This window comes from Sulfurimonas sp. (assembly GCF_028694895.1).
Classification (GTDB): domain Bacteria; phylum Campylobacterota; class Campylobacteria; order Campylobacterales; family Sulfurimonadaceae; genus Sulfurimonas.
The window spans coordinates 1-23,782 of the sequence record NZ_JAQVKA010000021.1 but is presented as its reverse complement, the minus strand read 5'-3'; the positions used below and the strand labels follow the sequence as shown (position 1 = coordinate 23,782).

The following is a 23,782-nucleotide window of genomic DNA, read 5'->3' as shown; positions in this document are numbered from 1 at the left end:
AAATATATACCAATTCTATAATATAAGGATGACAGAACTAGCGCTTGAGAGAGTTACTCTTGAGAGCGACTTAAGAAGAGCTACCCAAAACAGTGAGTTTGAAGTCTATTTTCAACCTAAAATGGATGCTAGAGTTGATAAGGTTATAGGACTTGAAGCACTAATCCGTTGGAATCATCCAGAACTTGGGCTTATTTTACCAATAAAATTTATCCCTTTTGCAGAAGATATTGGACTAATTATCGAAATTGACAAATGGATGTTGAGAGAGGCTGCTAAGCAAGTTCTTGCATGGAAAAATGAAAATATACAATGTGGCAAACTCTCAATCAATGTCTCAGCTAAACAGTTAGAAGATGTTAATTATGTAGAATACCTGCACCAAAAAATAGCTGCTATTGGGCTCTCTGCTACTGACTTAGAGATAGAGATAACAGAGGGGTTTATTATGAAACACAATCTACATGTAACATCTACTCTTAATGCTATAAGAGAGTTTGGTATATCTATCTCTATTGATGATTTTGGAACAGGCTACTCCTCTTTGTCGTATCTAAAGCGCCTCCCAGTAGATAAACTAAAAATTGATCGCAGTTTTGTAAAAGATTTACCATACGACAAAGATGATGTTGCGATTGTAAAGACAATTATTGCCCTAGCAAATAACCTCTCTTTGGAGTTAATTGCTGAGGGAGTAGAGACAAAAGAGCAGAGAAATTTTCTTCTAAGAGAAGGGTGTCCTAATATTCAAGGTTATTTTTACTCTAAACCTCTAAAAGTGAATGAGTGCAGGGAATTTTTACTTAAACACATGTAGAATTTATGCTTATTTAGCTAAAATCTGCATTACTTTTTAGAGGATGGATAGATATTTTGAAAAAGACGCTTATTGCACACTCCCCAGATGCTGATGATGTTTTTATGTATTATGCTATAAAGTTTGGCTGGGTTGATATGGATGGCACTCTATTTGATAATATTGCTGAGGACATTCAAACGCTTAATGAAAAGGCTCTAAATGGAGTCTATGAGATAGTAGCTATCAGTTTTGCTCTTTACCCTCACATCAAAGAGGATTATGCTCCACTTAAAACTGCTGTTAGTTTTGGAGATGGGTATGGACCAAAGGTTATAAAAAGAAAAGGTGCCACTCTAAAGCGCAACTTTAAAGTAGCTCTTAGTGGAGAACACACAACAAATGCGATGCTCTTTCGCATAGCTTACCCAGATGCACGGATAACCTATATGAACTTTTTAGATATCGAACAAGCTGTCTTAGATGGCAAAGTTGATGCTGGAGTCCTTATCCATGAGAGCATTTTAACTTACAATAGTGAGCTTGAAGTTGAACGAGAAATGTGGGATATTTGGTTAGAGCTCTCAGGTGGAGGGTTACCACTTCCTCTTGGTGGAATGGCGATTAGCCGCTCCATTCCACTAAACAAAGCCATAGAGTACGAAGATACTCTAACAAAAGCTGTCCACATAGCAAGAGAGCATAAACATAAGCTCTCACAAATGCTTTTAGAGAGATCTTTAGTTCGCATTGATGCGCAGACGCTAGATAAGTACCTTGAACTCTATGCAAACGATGATTCTATTACGTTAAGTCCTATCCAGTACAAAGCAATTAACAAACTCTTTGAGATTGGATATAAAAATGGCTTCTATGATGCGCCTACTCATGTTGAAGATTTTATGATACCTTGCGAATATAGAGAGATAAGAAACTCATAATGGAAGCAAAACTCATATCACTTGGAATTGACACCTTTAAAATAGCCCTTATGCTCGCTCTTCCAGGGCTGCTTGTAGGTATGTTTATAGGTTTGGCGGTTAGTATATTTCAAGCTACCACTCAAATAAACGAGATGACTCTAAGCTTTATCCCCAAGATTGTTGGCGTTGCTATTGTAATCATTTTAACTATGCCTTGGATGCTAAATGTAATGATAGACTTCTCAACAGAAGTATTTAACATGATGCCCACCTTTGTAGAGTAATGAAAAAACAGAGTATCAATTTCTCTAAATTCTCTTCGATAAAAATTGGAGACTCGTATGAAGTCTCTATTTTAGAGGATTGCTCTGCTGTATATAAAGATGCTTATCTGATTGGTTCATGTAACAATATCCTCATAGGTACAAATCCACCGCCACTTATAAAACTATCTAAAAAATATGACTATATAAAGATAGAAGATAACACTCTTAAAATTGGTGCTGCCACTCCATCTGGAAAAATTGCCTCATTTTGTAAAAAACACGATATTGCAAACTTTGAGTTTCTCTCACATCTCCCAGGAACATTAGGTGGGCTTGTATTTATGAATGCTGGGCTAAAAGAGTATGAGATTTTTAACAACCTCCTCTGGGTAACTACATGTGAGGGCATTTTTTTAAAAGATGAGATAGAGTATGGATATAGATTTACAAACATTAAAAGCCCTATATTAGAGGCTACCTTCAAGATAGAGAAGGGTTTTAACATAGAGATGGTAGAACTTTTTAAAAAAATGCGCCAAAATCAACCCTCAACACCAAGTGCAGGAAGTTGTTTTAAAAACCCAAAGAACGACTACGCTGGAAGGCTAATAGAAGCAGTTGGACTCAAAGGTTTAAGAGTCGGTGCTATGGAGTTTAGTAAAGAACATGCAAACTTTTTGGTAAATCATGGTGGTGGTACATTTGATGATGCAATATATCTCATACAAGAGGCTCAAAAACGCGTTTTAAATGAATTTAAAATAAAACTAGAGTGTGAAATAGCGATTTTAGATACTAGATATATGTTGAGTTGATTTAATGTTAATTTGATATACTAAAATCAAATTTAATTATACAGGTACTTAAAATGAGCCTTAGTAAAATACTGTTTTTTTTGGCATCTTTGTCTATTTGTCTTTTTGCAAAACCAATTACTCCTGATGCCGACACGGCTTTAAAATATGGTGTCCAACTCCTAAGTACACAACAAGCGTATGAGAAACAAAAAGAGGGCGCACTCTTTGTAGATACTAGAAAAATCCCCGAATATGCACTTGAACATATCTATGGTGCCATCTCTGCTTACTATGATGAAAAAGGTGGTAGTGAAAATAAAATTGTTGATTTTGATAATTCCAATGATATATATCACAACTCAAGACTACCAACTGATAAAAAAGCTACTCTTATATTTTATTGTAATGGCGAAAATTGTTGGAAATCATACAAAGCTGCTATTGCTTCTTTAAAAGATGGATATACAAATGTTTACTGGTTAAAAAACGGTATAGGCCAGTGGAAAAAAGATGGTCTTGAGATTGATGGAGTAAAGATTGTTACAAAAGAAGAGACTGCAAAGGTAGAAGATTCTCTTTTATCTCATGTAATCATCAGAATTATTTTTGCCATATTGATATTTATAGCTCTATATTTTATATTTAAACTCTTAATCAATAAAAAAGATTTGCTTATCTCTAAAAAATTACTTAGTAATATTTTTGTTATAACAATAAGCATGGTAACAATTGGATACTTTTCATTAAACGCTTCTAATGCTGGTAAAGCCTCTTTAAATATGATTTATGAAGAGAGTTTTAAGCCACATAACCAACTTCTAAATGCTATAAATGATTTCAACTCAATCTCTAACAATCTATCCAATTCTCTAACAGGACTTATAGCTTTTGAAGGTGCAAGAATTGCACTAGAGCAGACAAGAAAGAATATGCAAGAGGTTATACAAAATATACAAAGCAGCTCGTTTTATGCAGATACAAATTTAAAAAAGTCATTTGATATAATCATAGATGAGTACAACAACTCTAATGCTCTTCTCAATCAGCTAAAAGAAGCTTATGCAAAAGAAGATAGAAAAACTCTAGAGACAATAGCTTCAAACGAGTGGGCCCTCTCAAGCGCAATCATAAACAAGCAATTTAACACAATAGAGCAAAAAATAAATACCAAAATTGAAAATATTTACAATAACACTTCATCAAATCTGCAAAAAACATTTTACGATATATTAGTCTTGATTCTATTTTTTATATTAGTATCTACTATATTAAATCTTAGCCTTTATCGTTTTATCAAAACATCTATCAATACTATTCGCGACAACATAGTATCGACGCTAGAGTCCTTGGACTTATCTAGAGATAGTATAGAGTATAAGAATCAAGATGAGCTAGGAGAGGTCTCAAATGCATTTACAAAACTCCTTAGAGAAGTTAAAGAAGTTTTAAATGAAGCAAAAGGTTCTTCACAAAGAAATAACATTCATACTAAAGATATGAGAGCTAATGCATCTTCAATCAGTGATGGCGCGCAGCATGAATTCATCTTAGTTCATGAGACAAAAAACATGAGCGATGAGATGGGAGAAAAACTTCTTATAACTACACAAAATGTTGAAAAAACTCAAGAAGTTACAACTCAAGCAGAAGATAACCTGCAAGAACTTCAAGCCAATATTTTAAACATAGTAGACAAGATTCAAGAGAATGCTCAGGTTGAAGAAGAGCTTGCACAGCGTCTAAACCAACTCTCAGCTGATGCCCAATCAGTAAAAGATGTTCTCTCTTTAATCGAGGATATTGCAGATAAAACAAACCTTTTAGCTCTTAATGCTGCTATTGAAGCAGCGCGAGCAGGCGAGCATGGGCGTGGTTTTGCTGTTGTTGCAGATGAAGTTCGTAAGCTTGCCGAGAGTACACAAAAGGGCGTCGGGGAAATAAATGCTACTATTGGCGTTATAACACAATCGATTATGGATGCTAGTAATCAGATGAATAAAAATGTTGAAAAAACTAGGGTTTTAAGTGGTGATTCAGAACTTATGAGAGACAAACTCCAATATACAAAAGAGATTATTACAAGTACAGCTGATTTAGCTTCATCATCGCTCCTAAGCACTAAAGATGTTCAAGATAAAGCGCAAGTAATTCTAAAAAACATAAAAGAGATAGACAATATTGTTAAAAATAATAAAGAAAATGCTTTGAATATTTCAAATAGCTCTGATGAATTATATACTCTTAGTCAAACGCTAAAAACACAGCTAGACAAGTTTAAGACTTAAAAAAAGGGTATTGGGGGAAGTTAAAACACCAAACTAGAATGTTTGGTATTTTAAAAAAATTATATTGGAAGTACTCTTATTTTTTTAGAGAGTTGCTCTTTTAGAGTTGCTTCTATCGCATAAAGAGTTCCTGTTGCAGAACTCGCACAACCATTACATGCTCCTAAGTATCTGATATAAACATCGATATACTCATCGCTTGTCTTTACATCAATAACTTCCATATTTCCGCCATCCATAATTAAAAACTGACGAACATTCTCATCAACAACAGCATCTATCGCTTTGATTTTTTGAACTAATGTCATAGCTTCAAAATTCCCACTATCTCCTGCATCAGCAGCAGCTTTCATCTTCTCTTCATCCATCTCACGACGAGTATCTGCTAAAATATCCACTAGGTAGTACTCTCTTTGTTCATGTCCACCAGGTCTGATACAGCTTTTACAAAAACCGCCAGCTTTTGTGTAGTCTGTAATCTGCTCTATTGTAGTTAAATCATTTAGTCTAATTACTTCTTGAAGAGTTTTTAGGCTAACACGAGCACACTCACAAACGATAATCTCCTCTTCAAAACTCTCAGCATCAACGCCGAGATAAAGACTTGCCGCTTTTTTAATAACGTCATAAGCCATAACAGAACAGTGCATCTTTTGAGGCGGAACTGCTGGAATCTCTGGGCTATCACGAAGAGCAAACTCAACGTCAATATTTGTAATTTTTACAGCCTCTTGTACAGTTTTACCAATACAAAGCTCAGTCATTATGTCTGAACTCGCAATAGCTGTTCCACATCCAAAACTTTTAAATTTAGAGTTAATAATACTGTCTGTCTTTGGATCAACTTCCCAGTAAAGACGCACCGCATCCCCACAACTCTCCGCTCCAAAATCAGCAACTATAAGTTTATTTCCATGAGAAGCAGCTTCAGCTTCTGTTATTTCACCTTGGTGATTAGGGTTGTTCATTAGAGTTGTTACTTTATTTGAGTAAGCATCCCATAAAGAAGTACCTAATAGATCAGTTTTTGCCATAATATTTTCCTTTTATATAGTCGTTTGTTTTTTAATGAAAGTGTAATTCACACTCTTTTGACTCTCCACCTGGAGTTGGTCCTACTATTGCAAAAGAGCTTGATATCGCTCTTAAGCGCTCAACTGATTTTTTGAAATGAGCTATTGTATAGTCAATCTCACTATCAGTTGTAAAACGACTTAAACTTAGTCTAATACCTGTGTGAGCGAGTTCATTGTCTGCCCCAATTGCAAGCATTACAGTGTTTGCCTGAAGATCTTCACTAGCACACGCACTTCCTGTTGAAGCACCAATTTGTCCATTGTTTAAATCCCAAAGCATTCCTTCGCCTTCAACACCTTTTATAGATATTAAAATCGTATTTGGTGTTCTATGTTCACGGTCTCCAACAACAAAAGTATCACTTAGCTCCAAAAGGGCATCTTCTAAACGATCTCTTTTTGCTTTGATTGAAGCTATCTTCTCTTGTATGTTTGTAGTTGCTAGCTCAATAGCTTTACCCATACCAACAATATATGGAACATTTAGAGTTCCTGAGCGGCGACCGCCCATATGCTCACCACCGTTTAAAAGTGGAGAAAGCGGTTGCGAGTTCTTAATATAAAGAGCTCCAATGCCTTTTGGACCATGGAATTTATGAGCACTCATTGAGAGAAAATCTACATGAACATCTTGTAAATCAACTGGTATTTTACCAACTGCTTGAACAGCGTCAGAATGAAATAAAACACCTCTTTCTTTACAGATTTCACCAATCTCTTTTATAGGGTTGATCATTCCTGTCTCATTTGAAGCCCACATAATTGAAACTAAAGCAGTTTTATCAGTTATAAAACTCTTTACAACATGAGCCTCAACAATACCTTGAGAGTTAACTGGCAAATATGTAACTTTTGCACCCTCTTCTTCTAATGCTTTACACGCAGAATAAACAGATGGGTGTTCAACCTCTGTCGTAATAATATGGTTTTTATCCCCATGCACAATAAGATCTCTATATATCGATTTTAAAACCCAGTTGTTTGATTCTGTAGCACATGATGTAAAAACTATATCGTCGCTATCGTTAGCATTTATTGCTTTATAGACTTGGTCTAAAGCTTTGCTTAGTGCTGGATGAGATGCTGTACCAAATTTGTGAAGTGAATTAGGATTCCCATATACGTCACTAAAAAACGGCAGCATCTCTTCAACAACTAGTGGATCTACCATTGTTGTTGCATTATTATCTAAGTAAACTTTCATATTTTACCTTACTTTATTAAGTTAATTTAATTAGGACAATTTTTGTCTTCTTTTAGCCTGATATAATAATAGGTTTGTTATTACGATATGCTTAAGTGAAATTATACTTATATAATATTTAAGCTATAATTATATTTATACAATAACTTAGGAACATTTTATGTGCAATTTCAACCAACAAAATGACCAAACTAAAGCACTTACTCATCTACTTATAACAAAATATGCGCAAAGTGTTGGCGGAGCAAACTTCCTTTTAGGTTTAATAGAAGCAATAAAAGAGAAAAAACCAAATGCTTTGATAGATAGCGCATGTAAAGTAGACTCTAAAGAGCTTAAAATTTCATGGAATAAAATTATTTTTAAAGATAAGTTTGATGTTTTAGAAGACACTCTTCGCTCATACAAAGGTGCAGAAGGTGAGAGTTTTAATATCCTTGATAATGAGAACCTAAAGAAAAAAAAGAAAATTTTAACTATGATTAAGACACTTGCACCTCTTGAGTTTAAAGTTATCATAAAAGGCCCTGAAGGCGGAGAAGCATTTGATTTTAAAATTTTTGAAATAGCAAATGAAGATAATGTAACTATAAACCCTATCTTTGTAGCAATGTTTTTTTGCTCAACTGAGTTTTTTAAAAAAGCTCTTAATTATAAGATTTAAAGAGAAACCTCTCTAAACTCTGAGGGTTTTAAACCCTCTACACTAAAATCTCCAAAACTAACTCTATGAAGTGCAATTACTCTGTTTCCAACTGAGCCAAACATTCGCTTCACCTGATGATATCTTCCCTCACAAATCTCAACTCTTACAGATGTCGGAGTGATTATTTCCATCTTAGCTGGCAGCAGAGGTTTTTTTTCTCCATTTAAGAGAAGCTCTCCACTTGAAAAAATCTCAGCCTCATCGCCTCTTAAATCTTGTGCGAGAGTAACTTCATATATCTTTATGACTTCACTCTTAGGACTTGTTAGTTTATGATTTAGTGCGCCATCATCACTGAGCAAAATAGCACCTGTTGTGTCCATATCAAGCCTGCCAATAGTTGATATTTTTGGATTTCTTCTTTGAAATCTAAGAGGAAGAAGTGAATATATAAGTACGCCTGAGTCACTATGTGAACAAACCACGCCGCAAGGTTTATTCATGATAATAACTAATCTCTCAGCGTCTAACTCTTGGCCATCTACTGTTATTTGAGAGTGATAAGCTTTCTTTGTTACATCAAAAACTCTCTCACCATCAACGCATACACTCTGAATTTTTAAAAATTTCTTTGCTTCGCTTCTTGTACAGTATCCAAGACTTGATAGATGAGCATCGACTCTTTTATAACTATTTTGCATATATTGCTTCTTTTTGAAAAATTATATACAAAAGTATCTTTTATATGTTTAAGTATAAAATTACTAAATCTTGCAATAACCTAACCTTGAAGAGCCTTATATAAAATGTTATAATCGCGAAAATTAATTATTTGTATAAAGGTATATTATGGCTCAAACTATAACTGAAAAAATATTTTCACAGCATGTTGGTAAAATGGTTTTTGCTGGAGAGATTGTCCGCTCTAACATAGATATGGTAATTGGGAATGACATCACAACTCCAATCTCTATAAAAGCTTTTGAAGATAGTGGCGCTACAAAACTTGCAAATCCAGACGGATTCTCTATAGTTCTTGATCACTTTATTCCAGCAAAAGACATAGCAAGTGCAAATCAAGCCAGAATTAGTCGCGATTTTGCGAAAAAATACTCTCTTAAAAACTTTTTTGATGAAAAAGATATGGGAATTGAGCATGCACTTCTACCAGAAAAAGGGCTTATTGTCCCTGGAGATGTGATCATCGGTGCAGATAGCCATACATGTACTCATGGCGCACTTGGAGCTTTTTCTACGGGAATGGGCTCAACTGACCTAGCGTTTGCTATGATAACTGGCGGAAATTGGTTTAAAGTTCCTGAATCTATCAAAGTAAATCTAAGTGGAAAACCGGGTAAATATACAACAGGTAAAGATATTATCCTAGAAATTATCCGCCTGATTGGTGTTGATGGAGCTCTTTATAAAACATTAGAGTTTACTGGAAGTACATTAGAACACCTTAGTATGGATGATAGATTTTCAATGTGCAACATGGCGATAGAAGCTGGTGCAAAAAGCGGAATAGTCGCTTATGATGATGTAACTAAAGAGTTTTTAAGTGATAAAAACTTAGCAAGAGAACCACGTATCCACTACTCAGATGCAGATGCTTCTTATGTACAAGTATTAGATATAGATGTGGCTGCACTTGACCCTGTTATTGCGTATCCATTTTTACCATCAAATGGGCATAGTGTTGTTCAAGCTCAAAAAGATAACATCAAGATAGATCAAGCATTTATAGGTAGCTGTACAAACGGAAGACTAAGTGACTTAAAAGTTGCAGCAGAGATACTAAAAGGTCATAAAGTACATCCTGATGTTCGCCTTATTGTAACTCCTGGAACGCAGATGATACTCAGAGAAGCAAACAAACTCGGATACATTGACATCATAGTAGATGCTGGAGGAGTTGTAAGTAATCCTACATGTGGAGCTTGCCTTGGCGGATATATGGGAATTTTAGGAGATAACGAAGTTGCCGTATCAACTACAAACCGTAACTTTGTAGGAAGAATGGGCTCAAGAAGTTCAAAGGTATATCTAGCAAACTCAGCAGTTGCGGCAATCTCTGCGATAAAAGGTTACATTACAGACCCTAGATAATTAATGAGTCAATCTAGTTCGTTATCCAACGATTGTTTTAAGAGGATATCTGATATAATTCCAAAAACGCTAAAGGAAGCAAAAATGAAAAAATTACTACTGATTCCAGCCCTTTTATTAGGCAGTGCTGTTATTGCACAAGAGTACAATTATGAGATTACACCTGTAATTGGATCAATGATTCCTGAGGGGAACTTAAATTTAGACAATCAGTTCCTAAGTGGAGTAGAGCTTCAATACAATGGTTTTGATTCTTTAATCAAGCCTGAGCTTAGTTTTCTTTTCACAAACAATGTTGGTTATAAAGACTCTGACTTAAGCACAGATATTTCTCGTATTGCGTTAAATGGTGTTTATGAGTATAAAACAGACTCTGTATTTACTCCATTAGTAAAAGCTGGTCTTGGTTATGAGACATTTAGCAGACACGACGCAAGAAATAAAGATAGTGCATTCTTAAATGCAGGAGTTGGTACAAAAATCGCATTAGCAGAAGATATAGCTCTAAAACTTGAAGCTGTTTATATGTTAAAAGAAAATGATAGAGAGTGGGATAGCAATCTAGCTCTTCTTGCTGGTCTAAACTTTGCATTTGGAGAGAAATCTCAGCCAGTTGCACCTGCTTCAGAGCCAGTTGCAGAGCCTGCTCCTAAACCAGTTGTAGTAGCACCTGTTGTAGTTGCAGCACCTGTTGATGGTGATGATGATAAAGATGGTGTACTTAACTCAAAAGATAAGTGTCCTAAAACACCTGCTGGACATAAAGTTGATAAAGATGGATGTACAAAACTTGTTACTTTACGTGTAAATTTTGAAACAGCTTCTTACAAAGTTGATGCAGCTTCACAACCAGAAGTAAGAGCGTTTGCAGAGTTCTTAAAAGAAATGCCAAACTACAATGCAAAAATTGTTGGACATACTGATAGTGTAGGTAGTGATAAAGACAACCAAAAACTCTCAGAAAACAGAGCTAACTCAGTAAAAGCATTTATCGTTCAAGAGGGTGTTGATGCTAAGAGAGTTATAACTGAAGGCAAGGGAGAAAAATCTCCAGTTGCTACAAATGATACTAAAGAGGGTAAAGCTCAAAACAGAAGAATCGAAGCAGAGTTAATTAAAAAATAATGCTCTTTGATATACCTTGCATAATTTTTGCAGGTGGTAAATCGAGTCGAATGGGAGAAGACAAAGCTCTTCTTCCTTTTGGCTCATTTGATACTTTAGTAGAGTTTCAACTTCATAATCTAAAAAAAATCTTTAAAAACATCTATATATCTTGTAAAGAAAAATCAAAGTTTAACTTTGAAGCCACCTTTATAGAAGATATAAAAACATCTTCCACCTATGCTCCCACTCTCGGGTTTGTTTCTGCTTACGAGTATTTAGAATCTGATAAATTTTTTGTCATAAGTGTAGACACCCCTTTTATTACTCTCTTTGTTATAAAAGAGTTACTTAGCGCCGATAAAGATACTAATGATGCCACGATTGCTAAACTAAATGGCTCAATACAACCAATGTGTGGGATATACCACCGCTCACTAGAGAAGAAATTTTCTCAAATGCTCCAAGATGATAATCATAAACTTGGGCTTCTGCTTAAAAATTCAAATACAGACTATGTAGAATTTAAAGAAGAAAAACCATTTTTAAACCTAAACCATCCGCACGAATACCAAGAAGCACTCAATATTTTAAATTCTTAGGCTAAGAGTTATTTATCAACTATTTGATATAATATTTACTTAAGCAAATTATTAAAAAAAACGAGAAAATATGAATTTAACACACTTAGACGAAAAAGATAGGCCAAAAATGGTTGATGTCTCAGATAAAAACCAAACGACTAGAGTAGCAATTGCTAGTGGCATTATTGAGATGAGCCAAGACGCTTATGACGCAATTGTGACTCAAAAAACAAAAAAAGGTCCGGTTCTTCAAACAGCAGTAATTGCAGCAATAATGGGCTGTAAAAAAACAAGTGAGCTTATACCGATGTGTCATCCATTAAATTTAAGCGGTATAAATTGTGATGTAGAGGAGTTACCAGAACTCCCAGGGTTTAAGCTAAGTGTAACTGCAAAGCTAACAGGTCAAACTGGTGTCGAAATGGAAGCATTAACTGGAACTAGTATTGGGCTTTTAACAATCTATGACATGGTAAAAGCAATAGACAAAGCGATGGTTATACGTAGTGTTCAACTTGAGGAAAAATCAGGAGGAAAAAGTGGAGATTTTAAACGATAGAGATGAAAAATTACAGCTTGAATATCCATGTAGTTGGTCATATAAACTAATTGCTACTGAAGTAGAAGCGCTAAAGCAAGCCATTAGAGATGTTATTGATGAGAGAGAACACAAACTTATCCACTCGAAGAATTCTAAAGGTGGAAAATATATAAGCATGAACTTGGATATGCTTGTACACAACGAAGATGATAGAAACTTTATCTATGAAGCGCTAAAAGCGCACCAAAATATAAAAATGGTACTTTAAAAGGAGTCTAAAATGAGTTTGAGTGAATTAAAAGATATAAAGCTCGAAAAATTAAATCTGCATGAGACAAAAGATATAGTACAAAATCTTATTGATAAGAGAACTAAACATCTGCATGATGCCCTTGCTGAGCTTATTTTACAAAAAGAGCTTCTTGAGAAGAGTATACAAAAAAAGCATAGCGAGCTTCAAGAGGCAAAGTATGATCTCTTTAATGAGATAGAGTCAATGATAGATAAAAATGACACCCAAACTCTATCTAAGCTTCACCAAACAAAACTCCAATCAATAGATCTTTTTGATATTTTGAGCGAGACAGTTGAGGGCGCTATTATTACAGCATTAGAAGAGTCAAAAGATTCTGAAGCTAAAAATATGATTGAAGAGATTATAAGAGAGCTCACTTTTGAGACTATCAAAGAGGGGACACTAAATACAATTAGAGTCAGAAAAATACTCTCAACTATACTTCACTCAAGTATAGATATTGCAGAGGCTACTCCAAATACCTCGGAAGATATTTTAGAAGCAACCCTAAAAGGTATGAGAACTGGACTTTATGAGTCTATTGATAGATTTAAAAAAAGATTGGCATTTATGCCACTTGAAGCAAAGCACATTCTCATTGAAGATTATGACACCATTATGGAAGATTTAAATCAGACAGATACTCTATTTTTGCAAGTTATTCAAACACAAGCGGATGAGAGCAGCTTAAGCATAAGAAAGATTCTTCTTGAGATTAATAAAAAGATGCGTTATGACCTTGAAGAGCTAATATATATCTCAAAAGAGACAGCACAACTTATGAAAGATAGATTCTCCACGTTTGCTAAAAAAGCTGTTAAAAGAGCTGATTCTGCTCTAAAATCTGAGAAGGCAAAAGAGGCAAAAAGAATGGGAATTCAGGCATGGGGTATTGCAAAAACAGCCCTTAATAGCGCTATTAAAACAGCTAAGAGCAAGATAGAGCCAAAAGAGTAAAAGTTACTCTTTGTCTCTCTTTATAGCCAACCTTTTGAATCATCTAAAACTGCTCTATTAGTCTCATCATATGCCAAAATTATTTCGCTAATTATCTCGGTTCCTTTTGTAAAATATTCATCAGGATTTATTGAGATACTCTCTTTATAGAACTCTTTTTTAGCAAATTCAACATATGATTGAATCAAGCTGTCAATTTTAACAGTTTTTGCTTCTATAGCACTTGCATAATTTTTTTCGCTCTTAGAGATTACTTTTTCTATGTTTTTTTTTAACTCACTATTTAAGGTTATGATTTCGTTAATGATAATCGCTAGAGTCTCTTTTTGCTCTTTAGTGATTTGGCCTTTTGCTGCTATACCAGAACCCATTCCTCTTAATTGTCCTACATATTCACTAAGTGGAAGCATCTCCTCCATCATAATAAATGAGGCTTCTTTTGCAAATGGGCTCATGTGCTCTGCACCCCTTTTCCCAACTGTTTGTGCGAGCATGAGTATCTGTTCTATCTCTTGTGTATATCTCTCAAAAGCAATTTCAGGCTTGAGCTTAAACCCTTTACGATTAAGCTCAACCAATTTTTTGCTAACATCTGAAGACCTTTGATTTATTACAAGGTCTGATGCAAGCTTTAAGGATTCCATATCTCCAATAGCTTTTTTCATATCACTTTTTGCATCTTGTACTAGCATCAGTGCAATCAAATTCCCATTTAGATAGCTATTTGTCAAGCCTCTTGTTTTTTGAGTAGCAACAATAAGTTCTTTTAAAGAGCTTATGTATTGGCTAATATCAGCTTGTTCTTTATTACTAAAGAGTGACTTTGCCTCTAGATTAAACATTATTATTAGGGTAAATAAAAAAACGCGCACTTTGACTCCTTTTATAGCAAAGGAGACATTCTAACTCTATACAAATTAATTAAAACTTATAAAAGAGATAATCTAAGCTTTTTTTTAAATTTATCTTAAATATTTTTTCTACTTTTTATAATAATTTAAAAGCCCATTCATCTCAGAACCCATATTTAAAAGAAGCATATCAGCAATAACAAGAGCAGCCATCGCTTCGCATACAATCGTGCCGCGAATAGCAACACAAGGGTCATGACGACCTTTAAGAGAAAAGTTTACCTCTTCATCTTGAGATGTAAGAGTTTGTTGCTCCTTAAAGATAGAAGGGGTTGGTTTAAAATATACATTCATAACAATATCTTCACCATTACTTATTCCACCAAGAATTCCGCCTGAGTGGTTTGTTACAAAACCATCTGCTCTTATAGCGTCATTATTTATAGAACCCCTTAGCGTTGCGCTTAGTATTCCATCTCCTATCTCAACAGCTTTAACAGCATTTATACCCATCATAGCATCTGCTAAAATTGCATCTAGTTTATAATAAAGTGGTTGCCCAAGCCCAATTGGAGCACCTTTTATAAGAACTCTTGAGACTCCACCAACTGAATCGTGCTCCCCTTTAGCTCTTAAAATAGCCTCTTTTTGCGCCTCTTCTTTAGTTGCATCTAGTGCATAGATGATACTTTTCTTGGCTGCTTCGTAATCAAACTCTAACGATTTAATTCCATCTACTTCACAAATTCCGCTTTGCACTTCAATACCTAACTCTTTGAGCATCAGTTTTGCAACAGCCCCACCAGCAACTCTTGCAGCAGTCTCTCTAGCAGAGCTTCGTCCTCCACCTCTATAATCTCGCAAACCATACTTATGAAAGTATGTAAAATCGGCATGTCCTGGACGAAATATATCTTTTATGTTTGAGTAGTCTTTAGATTTTTGGTTTGTGTTATGTATTATCATTGCTATTGGCGTTCCGGTACTCTTACCCTCAAAAACACCACTTAGGATTTCAACTTTATCGTCCTCTTTTCTAGCAGTTTCAAACTCACTCTTACCCGGTTTTCTTCTGTCTAGCTCACTTTGAATAAACTCTTCGTTAATCTCTAATCCTGCAGGGACACCATCTAAAAGGCATCCAATAGCTACTCCATGGGATTCCCCAAAAGTACTAATCTTAAATTTTTGCCCAAAACTGTTCACTACGCATCTCCCTTTAGTATCTTAACTGCCATCTCGGCTGCTTCTTGTTGAGCTATCTTTTTACTTTTCCCAACAGCTCTTGCATACTCTTTACCCTCAATGATAACAGCAACTTCAAACTCTTTTTTATGATCAGGCCCACGACTAGCAATTACTATATACTCAGGAGTCTGTCCAAACCTAGCTTGTGTTAACTCTTGAAGAGTTGTCTTATAATCTCTAAAGAGAGAGTCAAGCGATATCTCTTTGTAATTTTTCTCAATTATATCGATTGCTATAAGCTTTACAACGTTGAGCCCAGATTCAAGATAAATTGCTCCCATTACCGCTTCAAAAGCGTTTGATAGAAGAGAAGCTTTCTCTCTTCCACCATTGTTCTCTTCTGCGTTTGAGAGGTAAATATACTCACCTAAGTTTATAGATCTAGCAAGCCTCTCAAATCCATCTTCATTTACAAGTGCAGCTCTTATCTTTGAGAGTGCCCCCTCATCAGAAGAAGCAAACTTAAAAAAAAGATACTCTCCAACAATAAGATCCAAAACTGCATCACCTAAAAATTCTAGTCGCTCATTATCGTAGGGCTGCTTATGACTTTTATGTGTCAGCGCTTCGATAATGAGCTTCTGGTTTTTAAACTTATATCCCAAAATCTCTTCTAACATCTCTATCTTTTTACTCATTTTTTTGCCTCTTTTATTTTTTGCGCTTCATTTTTTGCCAAAACATCGCATCTCTCATTTTCAATGTGTCCATCGTGTCCTCTAACCCATATTGCATTTATTTTATGAACTCTTGACACTTCTATATAATCCCTCCATAAATCTGGATTTTTTATATTTTTAAAATCTTTTTTTATCCAATTGCAAAGCCACTCATTTATCCCTTTTACAACATACGAGGAGTCTGATACTATATCAACATCGCATGGATGTTTTAATGCTCTAAGACCCTCGATAACTCCTAAAAGCTCCATTCTGTTGTTGGTTGTGTGAATATGCCCACCAGAGAGCTCTCTCTCCTTATCCCCAAAGCGTAAAATCACACCATATCCTCCAGGTCCTGGATTTCCTAGTGCACTTCCATCACTGAAAAGAGTTATTTTCTTCACTAAAATCCTTATGATAATCTTTGACTAAAGAGAGTTCGGCTCTTGAAGTACCAATTGAGTGGCAGTTACTGCAACGATGAAAAGCAAATGGAAAAACCACTTTACAACTATTACAAATATACTCAAACCCAAGTGTAGCGTTTACCTTTGAATCAAGGTTTATCAAAATATCAAGTTCAAAGATAGAGCTGCTACTTGCCTCTTTGATATACCCTTTTGCACTATAGAGCTCTTTTAAAAATCCGTTTTGCATGATAATGTTAAAATCTAAATCTTTTCTCTCTATGTTCCACAACACATCTATCAATAACTCACTCTTTGATGCGTCAAAATTTTCCCAAGCAACTTTAGGATTTACTCTAAATAGATACTCAAATACAAGATATGCAAGAAGATTTGAGCTCTTATAAATCTTTAGCACTGCTTCTACTTTTTCATCTACTCCAAGCTCAACAGAGTTTAAAATCAGCAGCATATTAAGATATGCTGCTTCTATCAAAGTATCTTGCTTAAGCTCTTCAAGAGGCTCTAAAATCTCTATAGCTTCTTTATAATTTTTCATCTGCTCATACGCTAAGAGCAGATAGTTAAGTGCTTGGGGCGTTCTTGGGTTTGTCTTTAATATCTCTAAAAATATAACCCTAGCCCGCTCTAAAAATCCAGCCCTAAAGTAAGTTTTACCAAGAAGAAAAAGAGTCTCTCTATAGTTTGTCTTATCTTCTGCTTTTAAAAGTTCTGAGTATATCTCAATAGCTTTTTCATAGTTACCGCTCTTTGTGTAGGCATTTGCCAGCAAAAACCAAGACTTTTCAGAGAGTTCACCTTTTGTAATTAGTACTTTTAACTCATTTTGAGAAGGCATTGCTTGGAACTGTTTTAAAAAATTATCAAGATGTCTATAATCCTCTTTTTTCTTAAATTTGTTAAACCAATAAGAGAAAAAGGTTATAACAAAAATAAGAACAAAAAAGATTATTATCCCAAAAAGAGGGTCTTTTGACTCTATAAAAAAGGCATCCATCAGTCGTAAACCACTATGCCATAATCATTCTTTAAATTATAAAATGTGCACTCAGGTCCAATGTCCAAATCTTTTATCTTTGCAAGTTGTACAACTGAGTTTTTGCCTACTTTTATGCCAAACTCTGTAAAGAATTTTTTGATATTTACAAACTTTACATCTTCTACAAACTTATACTCAAACTCTTTATAAAGTCTCATCTTTTCATAAAAGAACACTCGTTCATTTACGTGTAACTGATCAGAAGCATACCTGATAGGAAGGTGCCCAGAGAGGTCTGTTAATATATTTTCAACATACTCATACTTTTGTGGGAGAGTGTTTTTTTGAATAAATAGATATTTATTGTTTAGTTTCAGACTTGGTGTATTTTTCCAATATCTGTAGGTAGGATTTGAGAGCCCTAGCTTTGAAGACACTTCTCTCCAAAGCCAGTAAGAGTTAAGCTTGTTTGGCAGATGTGACACTCTTAGGCTCCTTTGTAGAGATTTTAATTTATTATATACTTTTTTGGTTAAAAGAACTAATAATTAAAATACTGCTACAACCCATTTTGTCACAAAATATCCACCAACCATAAGCCAGCCAAACATAAGTCCTGCAGTATATATAGGAGCTAATCCAAGCCCTTTGAATTTTGCAAAAATAGTTCCCATGCCTAAAGCCGTCATTGCCATTGTAAGTAAAAATGTATCTATTTCATTGATAACATCCACTATATTTAGAGGCACAATTTGAAGTGAATTAAATCCAGCCATACCTATAAAGTAAACAGCAAACCAAGGAATAACTAGCTTAACACCACCAGCTTCGTCTCCATTTTTCTTAGCACTAAAAGAGAGGTAAATCCCCAAAATAATAAGCATTGGAGCTATCATGATAACTCTTGTCATCTTAACAATAACAGCTGAGTTAGCCATCTCTTCGCTCGCACCCAGTATTGAAGCTGGAACTGCTACAACTTGAGCAACTTCATGGATAGTTCCACCAACATATATACCAAACTCTTTAGCATTCATATCAAAAAAGCCTACATTGTAGAGTGCTGGATATAAAAACATAGCAATTGTTCCAAAAAGAACAACCATAGATACCGCAACTGCTGTTTTGTGATCCTCAGCTTTTAGTACAGGCTCTGTTGCCAAAACCGCTGCAGCCCCACATACAGAAGCTCCTGCTGCTGTAAGCATTGATGTATCTCTATCCATTTTAAAAATTCTCTGTCCTGCCCATGTTCCAAGTACAAAAGTTGTTGAGAGCATAATTAAAGAGACCATAAACCCCTCAACTCCGACCTCAGCAATTTGCTGAAAAGTGATGCGAAAACCATAAAATACTATGGCAAATCTAAGTATCTTCTTACCACTAAATGTAACTCCGCTAGCCCATGCTTTTGGTGTGCTATTGTGTAAAGTGTTTGCATAAAATATACCGATAACTATACCGATAACAAGAGGTGAGATTCCAAGAGATTTAACAAATGCGATATCTGCGATCATAGTTGCAGCTGCAGCGAAGATTGCTACAAATATTATCCCGTTTATTGTTCCCTTTCTGTTTGCTGGTGAAAATGGCATTAAGACTCCTTATCTTAAAAAAAAGACGCAATTGTAACAAAAAAATTTATAAAAACTATGTCTATTTTTTATACAAAATTAATTTTAATCTCTATTTTATCTCTATTTTAAGAGATGATTTAACCCATCTCTCTTTTGAATCACTCCTAGCTTTGACATCCTCTACCAATACTCTGGAAGGTTCTATGTTTTTTGTTTGGATGAGATAATTAGCAATGCTCTGTGCTCTTATATCTGCCAACTCCCTTAGCTCTTCATCATTTACACTTTGCATTTGTGTACACTTCTCAAACAGAGCTTTTTCATATTCTAATTTAAATAACTCATTTTGATTTTTTTTCTCCGCTTCACTCTTTAGCGCTCTCACTGTCTCATTGCCTAAAAATCTAGAACATAAAAATTCAACCGTTCTTATGGTTACGCCTGAGCTATTTGAGCTCTGCTTTAATATCAGCTGTGTTAATTTTTTTGCTTGAATAGCCTCTTTATCTATCTTAGCATCAAACCCACCAGAAATGCCCAAGAAGAGCTTTGGCTTCTCTTGGAGTATCTTTGCTACACTATCTAGTTTTTCTCTCTCAGAGGCAAGCACTGCACTCTCAGAAGCCTCAAACTCTATAAACTCCATATCATCACTATTTATTCCCATAGTAGAGGCTAAAAATTTAAAAGGAGACGCTACTGCTTTTACAATAAGATTTACAAAAGTTTTTAAAATCATTGCACCATACTTGAAGTCTGGCTTACTTACATCTCCATCAACTGGCATGTTAATGTCTATAACACCCTGTGTATCTTCAAGAAGTGCTACAGCAAACCTAAGTGGGAGTTTTGTAATATTTTCATCCTCTATCTCATCACCCAATTTAATCTTTTTGATAATTAGAGAATTCTTGCCAAGAAGCTGTGAATTATAAATCTTATACTCTAAATCAAGAAAGAATTTTCCCTCTTCTATCTTATACCCAGCAAACTGCGCACTATAACCGCTAAAGTTATTAAGGTTTAGATTTCTAAAGTTAAAGTTCAAATCTGTATATGATTTAAAGTTTGAAGACTCAACGCTCCCTTTTAGCTTTGTAGAGCCGTACTCATCAACTCCTCCATCAATCTCAACATAACTAACTTCACCCTTATTGCTTGAGATTGCATAGACATTGCCATTTAAACTATGGATTGATGTTTTAAAGTCAAGGGGCAGGGAGTAGTCTGCAAAATTGGCACTTCCATTTGTTACTTTTAAATTAAGAAGCTTAAAATGCAGAGGAGTTTTGTTTTGGGTTTCTTCTTGCTCTATAGGCTCCTCTTTTTCTTTGAGTAGTTTTGCAAGGTTCATAGTTTTATTTTTATCTATCTGTGCATCAACATAAAAAGAGTCTAGTAAAACTTCATCCATGTTTAGCTCATTTGAGAGTGTGTCAAACTTAAATGAGTTAAGTTCAGCCTTTATAAAAGAGGCTACAGTACTTCCATCTCTTGTATCATGTAAAAAGAAGTTCTCTATACTGAGCGTCCCATCTACAGTTGCTCTATATTTATCCGCCTTTTGCTTGTAGCTACTCTTTGCTCTTAGATTAAGCGAGCCATCACTTATCTTTAAAAAAGTACTCTCACTAAGATATGGCGTAAGCTCTTTGAGAGAGATATTTTTAAGTTTAAACTCTCCCTTTTGCTCAAGAGGAGTATGTTTTATAGAGCCTTTTGAGTTCATATAGCCTTTGGAGTTCACTCTTAAATCAGCACTATAATCAAACCAACTCTTCTCTTTTGAATCTATGTTTTTTGCACTTATATTAATCTTATCAAGTGTAGTTTTTGAGGGCTCTTTTATACTTTTGTCATCATATGAGAGCTTTGCGCTATTTATGTCAAATGAGCCCAGCTTTACTCTATATGGTTCTTGCCCTATTTCTGGACTCTTTTGGCTTTTTTTAACCTCTTTTGTCTCTATTAAACTCTCAAGATTCAAAGTGCCATCTTTTGCTTTTTTTATTTCAAGCATTAGGGCATCCAAAGAGATATTTTCTATATCTACCTCTTTTGTTTTTGTATCTAGTTTCACCCTATTTATAGAGAATTTTTTAAACTCAACTATCTTCTCTTTGTTCTCTCTTCTATTTAAAGCCATATTTTTTATATCAACATTTGCACCACTTAAACGAGCCTCTATACCTTCACCTTTGTCATTAAGTGATAAGTTTGCATCAAAGCCTAAAGTAGCACTACTCAAGAAGATGTTAAACTTCTTTAGCTCCTCTTTGGCGATGGTATCTATGTATGGATTGTAGTGCGTAATATCAAAATCAGTACATTTTACATAACTATGAAGTGAGAGATTTTTATGTATCAAAGAGCCGTCCAATGTACACTTTGCACTCTCATTTAAAACTAAATCAAGAGCATACGTTATTGACTCTTGGCCTAAGAGTGTAATGTTTTTTATCTCTGCATTAAGCGAGTTTAGTTTTGAGACAACAGATGGCTTTATACTACTATCTTTAAATGAAGCAGCTATTTTTTTAAGGTCTACACTCTCTACAACCACACTCCACTGAGTTGCGTTATCCTCCTTTTGCACCTCTTCATTTGAAGGCTCACTACTCTTAAAATAGCTACTCCAATCAATCTCCCCTTTTGCACTGCGCTCTACTTTAGCACTTAGTGAATCCACAATTACATCTTTTATAGATACCCTCTGAGCCATCGGCTCCATATTTGCACCGCTAATGCTCAAACTCTTTAGAGTTAAAATATCACTGTTTGTATCTTTTGGTTTAACCCTTAAATCATAAAGAGAGAGATAGATATTATCCACATGTGTCGCATTTATATCATCTATATTAAAGTTGTATGTTGCCCCAAATGAGAGCACTCCATCAGCTATCTCAATACCCAAACTATCTTGAACATATTTCCAAGCGGAGTAGAGCTTAGCCTCTTTGATATCTACACTTCCATCCACTATAAAGGGTTTAAACCCTATAACATTTACTCTAAAATCAACCTCGCCGCCATCTTGTAAATTTGAGTTAAATCTAAACTTTGCGTTGCTTGAAGTAAAATCATTTGTATCAATATCTGTGAGCTTAAAGTTTATAGTATCCACCATAAACTCAAATTTTTTAGGCTTTGTAAAATCTTCGTACCTTACTATCCCGTTTGAGAGAGTGAAGTTATCAACTATAACTCTTGGTATATCTGCGCTTTTGTTTGTAGTGCTACTCTCATCCCTGTTGCTCTGTTTTGCGAGTTTGGAGAAGTTAAATATTTTATCTTTATCATAAAGCAGAGAAATTTGTAGGTTTTTAAGGCTTATCTCTTTTATATGAATTGCCCCTCTTAGGAGTGAGAGAAACTTCAAATCAATGTATAAAGAGCTAAAAGAAGCTAGATGTTTATCCTCATTATCTTTTAGTTCTACGTCAGAGAGATTTATCTTAAAGAGATAGGGATTAAATGATATATCTTTGATGGTTATATTGGAGTTTGTGTTATTTGCTACAATCTTTGGTATCTGTGACTCTAAGAGAAGAGGAAGTATCAAAAAACCTACAACCGTATAAAGAGCTATAAGAAAAAGGAAGATTCTTTTAAACAATTGATAGACCTTGAAGCTTGATTGCTAAAGTCTATCAAATTCTATTTTAAACAGAGATTATTTAGCTTCTCTTAAAACATCTTCCCGTGGATAGGTAAAGGTTGACTTTCTAAGCACCTCTATCTCCCCCTCATGCCCTATTGCATAGGCACGTATAGTTATTGGGATGATAGTGTCATGTCTTGCATCATCTGCCAACTTATCGTATGTTCTAAGTACTACAATTTTTTTCTTTTTTATATCCGGTGTAACGTCAAAAGAGTCTTTTGGTTTTTCAATCTCAAGAGTTCCTTGTACACCTTCTGGCAAAATTACCTCAAAATAGAAGTTTAGAGTTTTGTTTTGCGTATTTTGTAGTAAAAACTCATAAGCATTCTCAACAGCTATACGTCCATCTCTCTCTTTATGAACAGAGTAGAGGCGATTTTCTTTGTTTATATTTAGAAGCATATGCTCTTTTTTACTTCCCATAACTACCATTGCAGCAGCAATGCCAACCAGAAGCACTATGTAAGCAATAATCTTTGGACGGAAGTATTTTGTCTTACCTTGTTTATCTATTATCTCATATTCGCTTGACCAAGTAACCAAAGAAGGCTTTCCAAGTTTACCCATAACAACGGTACAGGCGTCAACACACTCTAAACAGTTAATACACTCAAGTTGTAACCCTTTACGTATATCAATATGCGTCGGGCAAACAGTTACACAACTCTCACATGCCCTACACTCCGCGTGAGCTTCAACAGCTTGAAGGTCTTTTTGTTTTGTAAATACCTTCTCTTTGTCGTCGTTATAAATATGCCCGCCCCTATTTGTGTTATAAAGCGCCATAACA

Annotated in this window: 24 protein-coding genes; 12 read left to right on the top strand and 12 right to left on the bottom strand. The window is 35.0% G+C overall.

Annotated elements, in window-relative coordinates:
* From PHI38_RS04500 to PHI38_RS04480, 5 genes are all read left to right on the top strand, one after another.
* The coding region (locus PHI38_RS04500) for a bifunctional diguanylate cyclase/phosphodiesterase (protein WP_299853291.1) at window positions 1–817 on the top strand (817 nt) is incomplete at its 5' end.
* 56 nt (window positions 818–873) lie between these two features.
* On the top strand, window positions 874–1,737 hold the full coding sequence (locus PHI38_RS04495) for an MqnA/MqnD/SBP family protein (protein ID WP_299853289.1): 864 nt from the start codon (window positions 874–876) through the stop codon (window positions 1,735–1,737).
* Window positions 1,737–2,003: a flagellar biosynthesis protein FliQ gene (gene fliQ, locus PHI38_RS04490; RefSeq protein ID WP_299853287.1), complete on the top strand. Its 267-nt coding sequence runs from the start codon at window positions 1,737–1,739 to the stop codon at window positions 2,001–2,003. The genes PHI38_RS04495 and fliQ overlap by 1 nt, the downstream gene beginning before the upstream one ends.
* Window positions 2,003–2,800: a UDP-N-acetylmuramate dehydrogenase gene (locus tag PHI38_RS04485; protein WP_299853285.1), complete on the top strand. Its 798-nt coding sequence runs from the start codon at window positions 2,003–2,005 to the stop codon at window positions 2,798–2,800. The genes fliQ and PHI38_RS04485 overlap by 1 nt, the downstream gene beginning before the upstream one ends.
* Window positions 2,801–2,853: 53 nt before the next feature.
* Entirely contained in the window at window positions 2,854–5,067 is a 2,214-nt protein-coding gene (locus PHI38_RS04480) for a methyl-accepting chemotaxis protein (protein ID WP_299853283.1), read from the top strand.
* 59 nt (window positions 5,068–5,126) lie between these two features.
* On the opposite strand, the gene PHI38_RS04475 is transcribed toward PHI38_RS04480, so the two are convergent.
* Both PHI38_RS04475 and PHI38_RS04470 read right to left on the bottom strand, forming a co-directional pair.
* Window positions 5,127–6,101 (bottom strand): iron-sulfur cluster assembly scaffold protein, encoded by a 975-nt coding sequence (locus PHI38_RS04475; protein ID WP_299853281.1) that lies wholly within the window; start codon window positions 6,099–6,101, stop codon window positions 5,127–5,129.
* A 31-nt stretch (window positions 6,102–6,132) separates the two neighbouring features.
* Window positions 6,133–7,347, bottom strand: coding sequence for a NifS family cysteine desulfurase (locus tag PHI38_RS04470; RefSeq protein WP_299853279.1), 1,215 nt, complete (start codon window positions 7,345–7,347; stop codon window positions 6,133–6,135).
* Window positions 7,348–7,507: 160 nt separating this feature from the next.
* On the opposite strand from PHI38_RS04470, the gene PHI38_RS04465 reads away from it, so the two are divergent.
* Window positions 7,508–8,011, top strand: a complete 504-nt coding sequence (locus PHI38_RS04465; RefSeq protein ID WP_299853277.1) for a hypothetical protein — start codon at window positions 7,508–7,510, stop codon at window positions 8,009–8,011.
* On the opposite strand, the gene PHI38_RS04460 is transcribed toward PHI38_RS04465, so the two are convergent.
* Window positions 8,008–8,694, bottom strand: coding sequence for a pseudouridine synthase (locus PHI38_RS04460; protein WP_299853275.1), 687 nt, complete (start codon window positions 8,692–8,694; stop codon window positions 8,008–8,010). The two genes, PHI38_RS04465 and PHI38_RS04460, sit on opposite strands and share 4 nt — an antisense overlap.
* A 148-nt stretch (window positions 8,695–8,842) precedes the next feature.
* Between PHI38_RS04460 and PHI38_RS04455 the strand changes: the two genes are divergently transcribed.
* The 6 genes from PHI38_RS04455 (at window position 8,843) to PHI38_RS04430 (ending at window position 13,583) form a co-directional block, all read left to right on the top strand.
* Entirely contained in the window at window positions 8,843–10,102 is a 1,260-nt protein-coding gene (locus tag PHI38_RS04455; protein ID WP_299853273.1) for a 3-isopropylmalate dehydratase large subunit, read from the top strand.
* An 84-nt stretch (window positions 10,103–10,186) separates the two neighbouring features.
* Window positions 10,187–11,227, top strand: coding sequence for an OmpA family protein (locus PHI38_RS04450; protein ID WP_299853271.1), 1,041 nt, complete (start codon window positions 10,187–10,189; stop codon window positions 11,225–11,227).
* Window positions 11,227–11,808, top strand: coding sequence for a molybdenum cofactor guanylyltransferase MobA (mobA, locus tag PHI38_RS04445; RefSeq protein WP_299853269.1), 582 nt, complete (start codon window positions 11,227–11,229; stop codon window positions 11,806–11,808). Before PHI38_RS04450 ends, mobA begins: the two co-directional genes overlap by 1 nt.
* Window positions 11,809–11,878: 70 nt before the next feature.
* On the top strand, window positions 11,879–12,349 hold the full coding sequence (gene moaC / locus PHI38_RS04440; RefSeq protein ID WP_299853267.1) for a cyclic pyranopterin monophosphate synthase MoaC: 471 nt from the start codon (window positions 11,879–11,881) through the stop codon (window positions 12,347–12,349).
* Window positions 12,330–12,599: a DUF493 domain-containing protein gene (locus PHI38_RS04435; RefSeq protein ID WP_299853265.1), complete on the top strand. Its 270-nt coding sequence runs from the start codon at window positions 12,330–12,332 to the stop codon at window positions 12,597–12,599. The genes moaC and PHI38_RS04435 overlap by 20 nt, the downstream gene beginning before the upstream one ends.
* A gap of 12 nt (window positions 12,600–12,611) precedes the next feature.
* Window positions 12,612–13,583: a DUF6781 family protein gene (locus PHI38_RS04430; protein ID WP_299853263.1), complete on the top strand. Its 972-nt coding sequence runs from the start codon at window positions 12,612–12,614 to the stop codon at window positions 13,581–13,583.
* Between the two features lie 20 nt (window positions 13,584–13,603).
* On the opposite strand, the gene PHI38_RS04425 is transcribed toward PHI38_RS04430, so the two are convergent.
* The 9 genes from PHI38_RS04425 to PHI38_RS04385 all read right to left on the bottom strand — a co-directional run.
* The gene (locus PHI38_RS04425; RefSeq protein WP_299853261.1) at window positions 13,604–14,455 is read right to left on the bottom strand and encodes a nitrate- and nitrite sensing domain-containing protein; all 852 of its coding nucleotides are present in this window, start codon (window positions 14,453–14,455) and stop codon (window positions 13,604–13,606) included.
* 108 nt (window positions 14,456–14,563) lie between these two features.
* A complete protein-coding gene (gene aroC / locus PHI38_RS04420; protein ID WP_299853259.1) occupies window positions 14,564–15,640 on the bottom strand; it encodes a chorismate synthase in 1,077 nt (358 codons plus the stop codon).
* A complete protein-coding gene (gene rnc / locus PHI38_RS04415) occupies window positions 15,640–16,320 on the bottom strand; it encodes a ribonuclease III (RefSeq protein WP_299853257.1) in 681 nt (226 codons plus the stop codon). Before rnc ends, aroC begins: the two co-directional genes overlap by 1 nt.
* Entirely contained in the window at window positions 16,317–16,748 is a 432-nt protein-coding gene (rnhA, locus tag PHI38_RS04410) for a ribonuclease HI (protein ID WP_299853255.1), read from the bottom strand. Before rnhA ends, rnc begins: the two co-directional genes overlap by 4 nt.
* Window positions 16,723–17,769 carry a tetratricopeptide repeat protein gene (locus PHI38_RS04405; protein WP_299853253.1) on the bottom strand — a complete coding sequence of 349 codons (1,047 nt, stop codon included), beginning with the start codon at window positions 17,767–17,769 and terminating at the stop codon, window positions 16,723–16,725. Before PHI38_RS04405 ends, rnhA begins: the two co-directional genes overlap by 26 nt.
* The gene (locus PHI38_RS04400) at window positions 17,769–18,236 is read right to left on the bottom strand and encodes a hypothetical protein (RefSeq protein WP_299853251.1); all 468 of its coding nucleotides are present in this window, start codon (window positions 18,234–18,236) and stop codon (window positions 17,769–17,771) included. Before PHI38_RS04400 ends, PHI38_RS04405 begins: the two co-directional genes overlap by 1 nt.
* Window positions 18,237–18,299: 63 nt before the next feature.
* Window positions 18,300–19,346 (bottom strand): YeiH family protein, encoded by a 1,047-nt coding sequence (locus PHI38_RS04395; RefSeq protein WP_299853249.1) that lies wholly within the window; start codon window positions 19,344–19,346, stop codon window positions 18,300–18,302.
* A gap of 91 nt (window positions 19,347–19,437) precedes the next feature.
* Window positions 19,438–22,944 carry a DUF748 domain-containing protein gene (locus PHI38_RS04390; RefSeq protein ID WP_299853247.1) on the bottom strand — a complete coding sequence of 1,169 codons (3,507 nt, stop codon included), beginning with the start codon at window positions 22,942–22,944 and terminating at the stop codon, window positions 19,438–19,440.
* 57 nt (window positions 22,945–23,001) lie between these two features.
* Window positions 23,002–23,782, bottom strand: a 781-nt coding sequence (locus PHI38_RS04385) for a 4Fe-4S dicluster domain-containing protein (RefSeq protein WP_299853245.1), incomplete at its 5' end; no start/stop codon positions are given.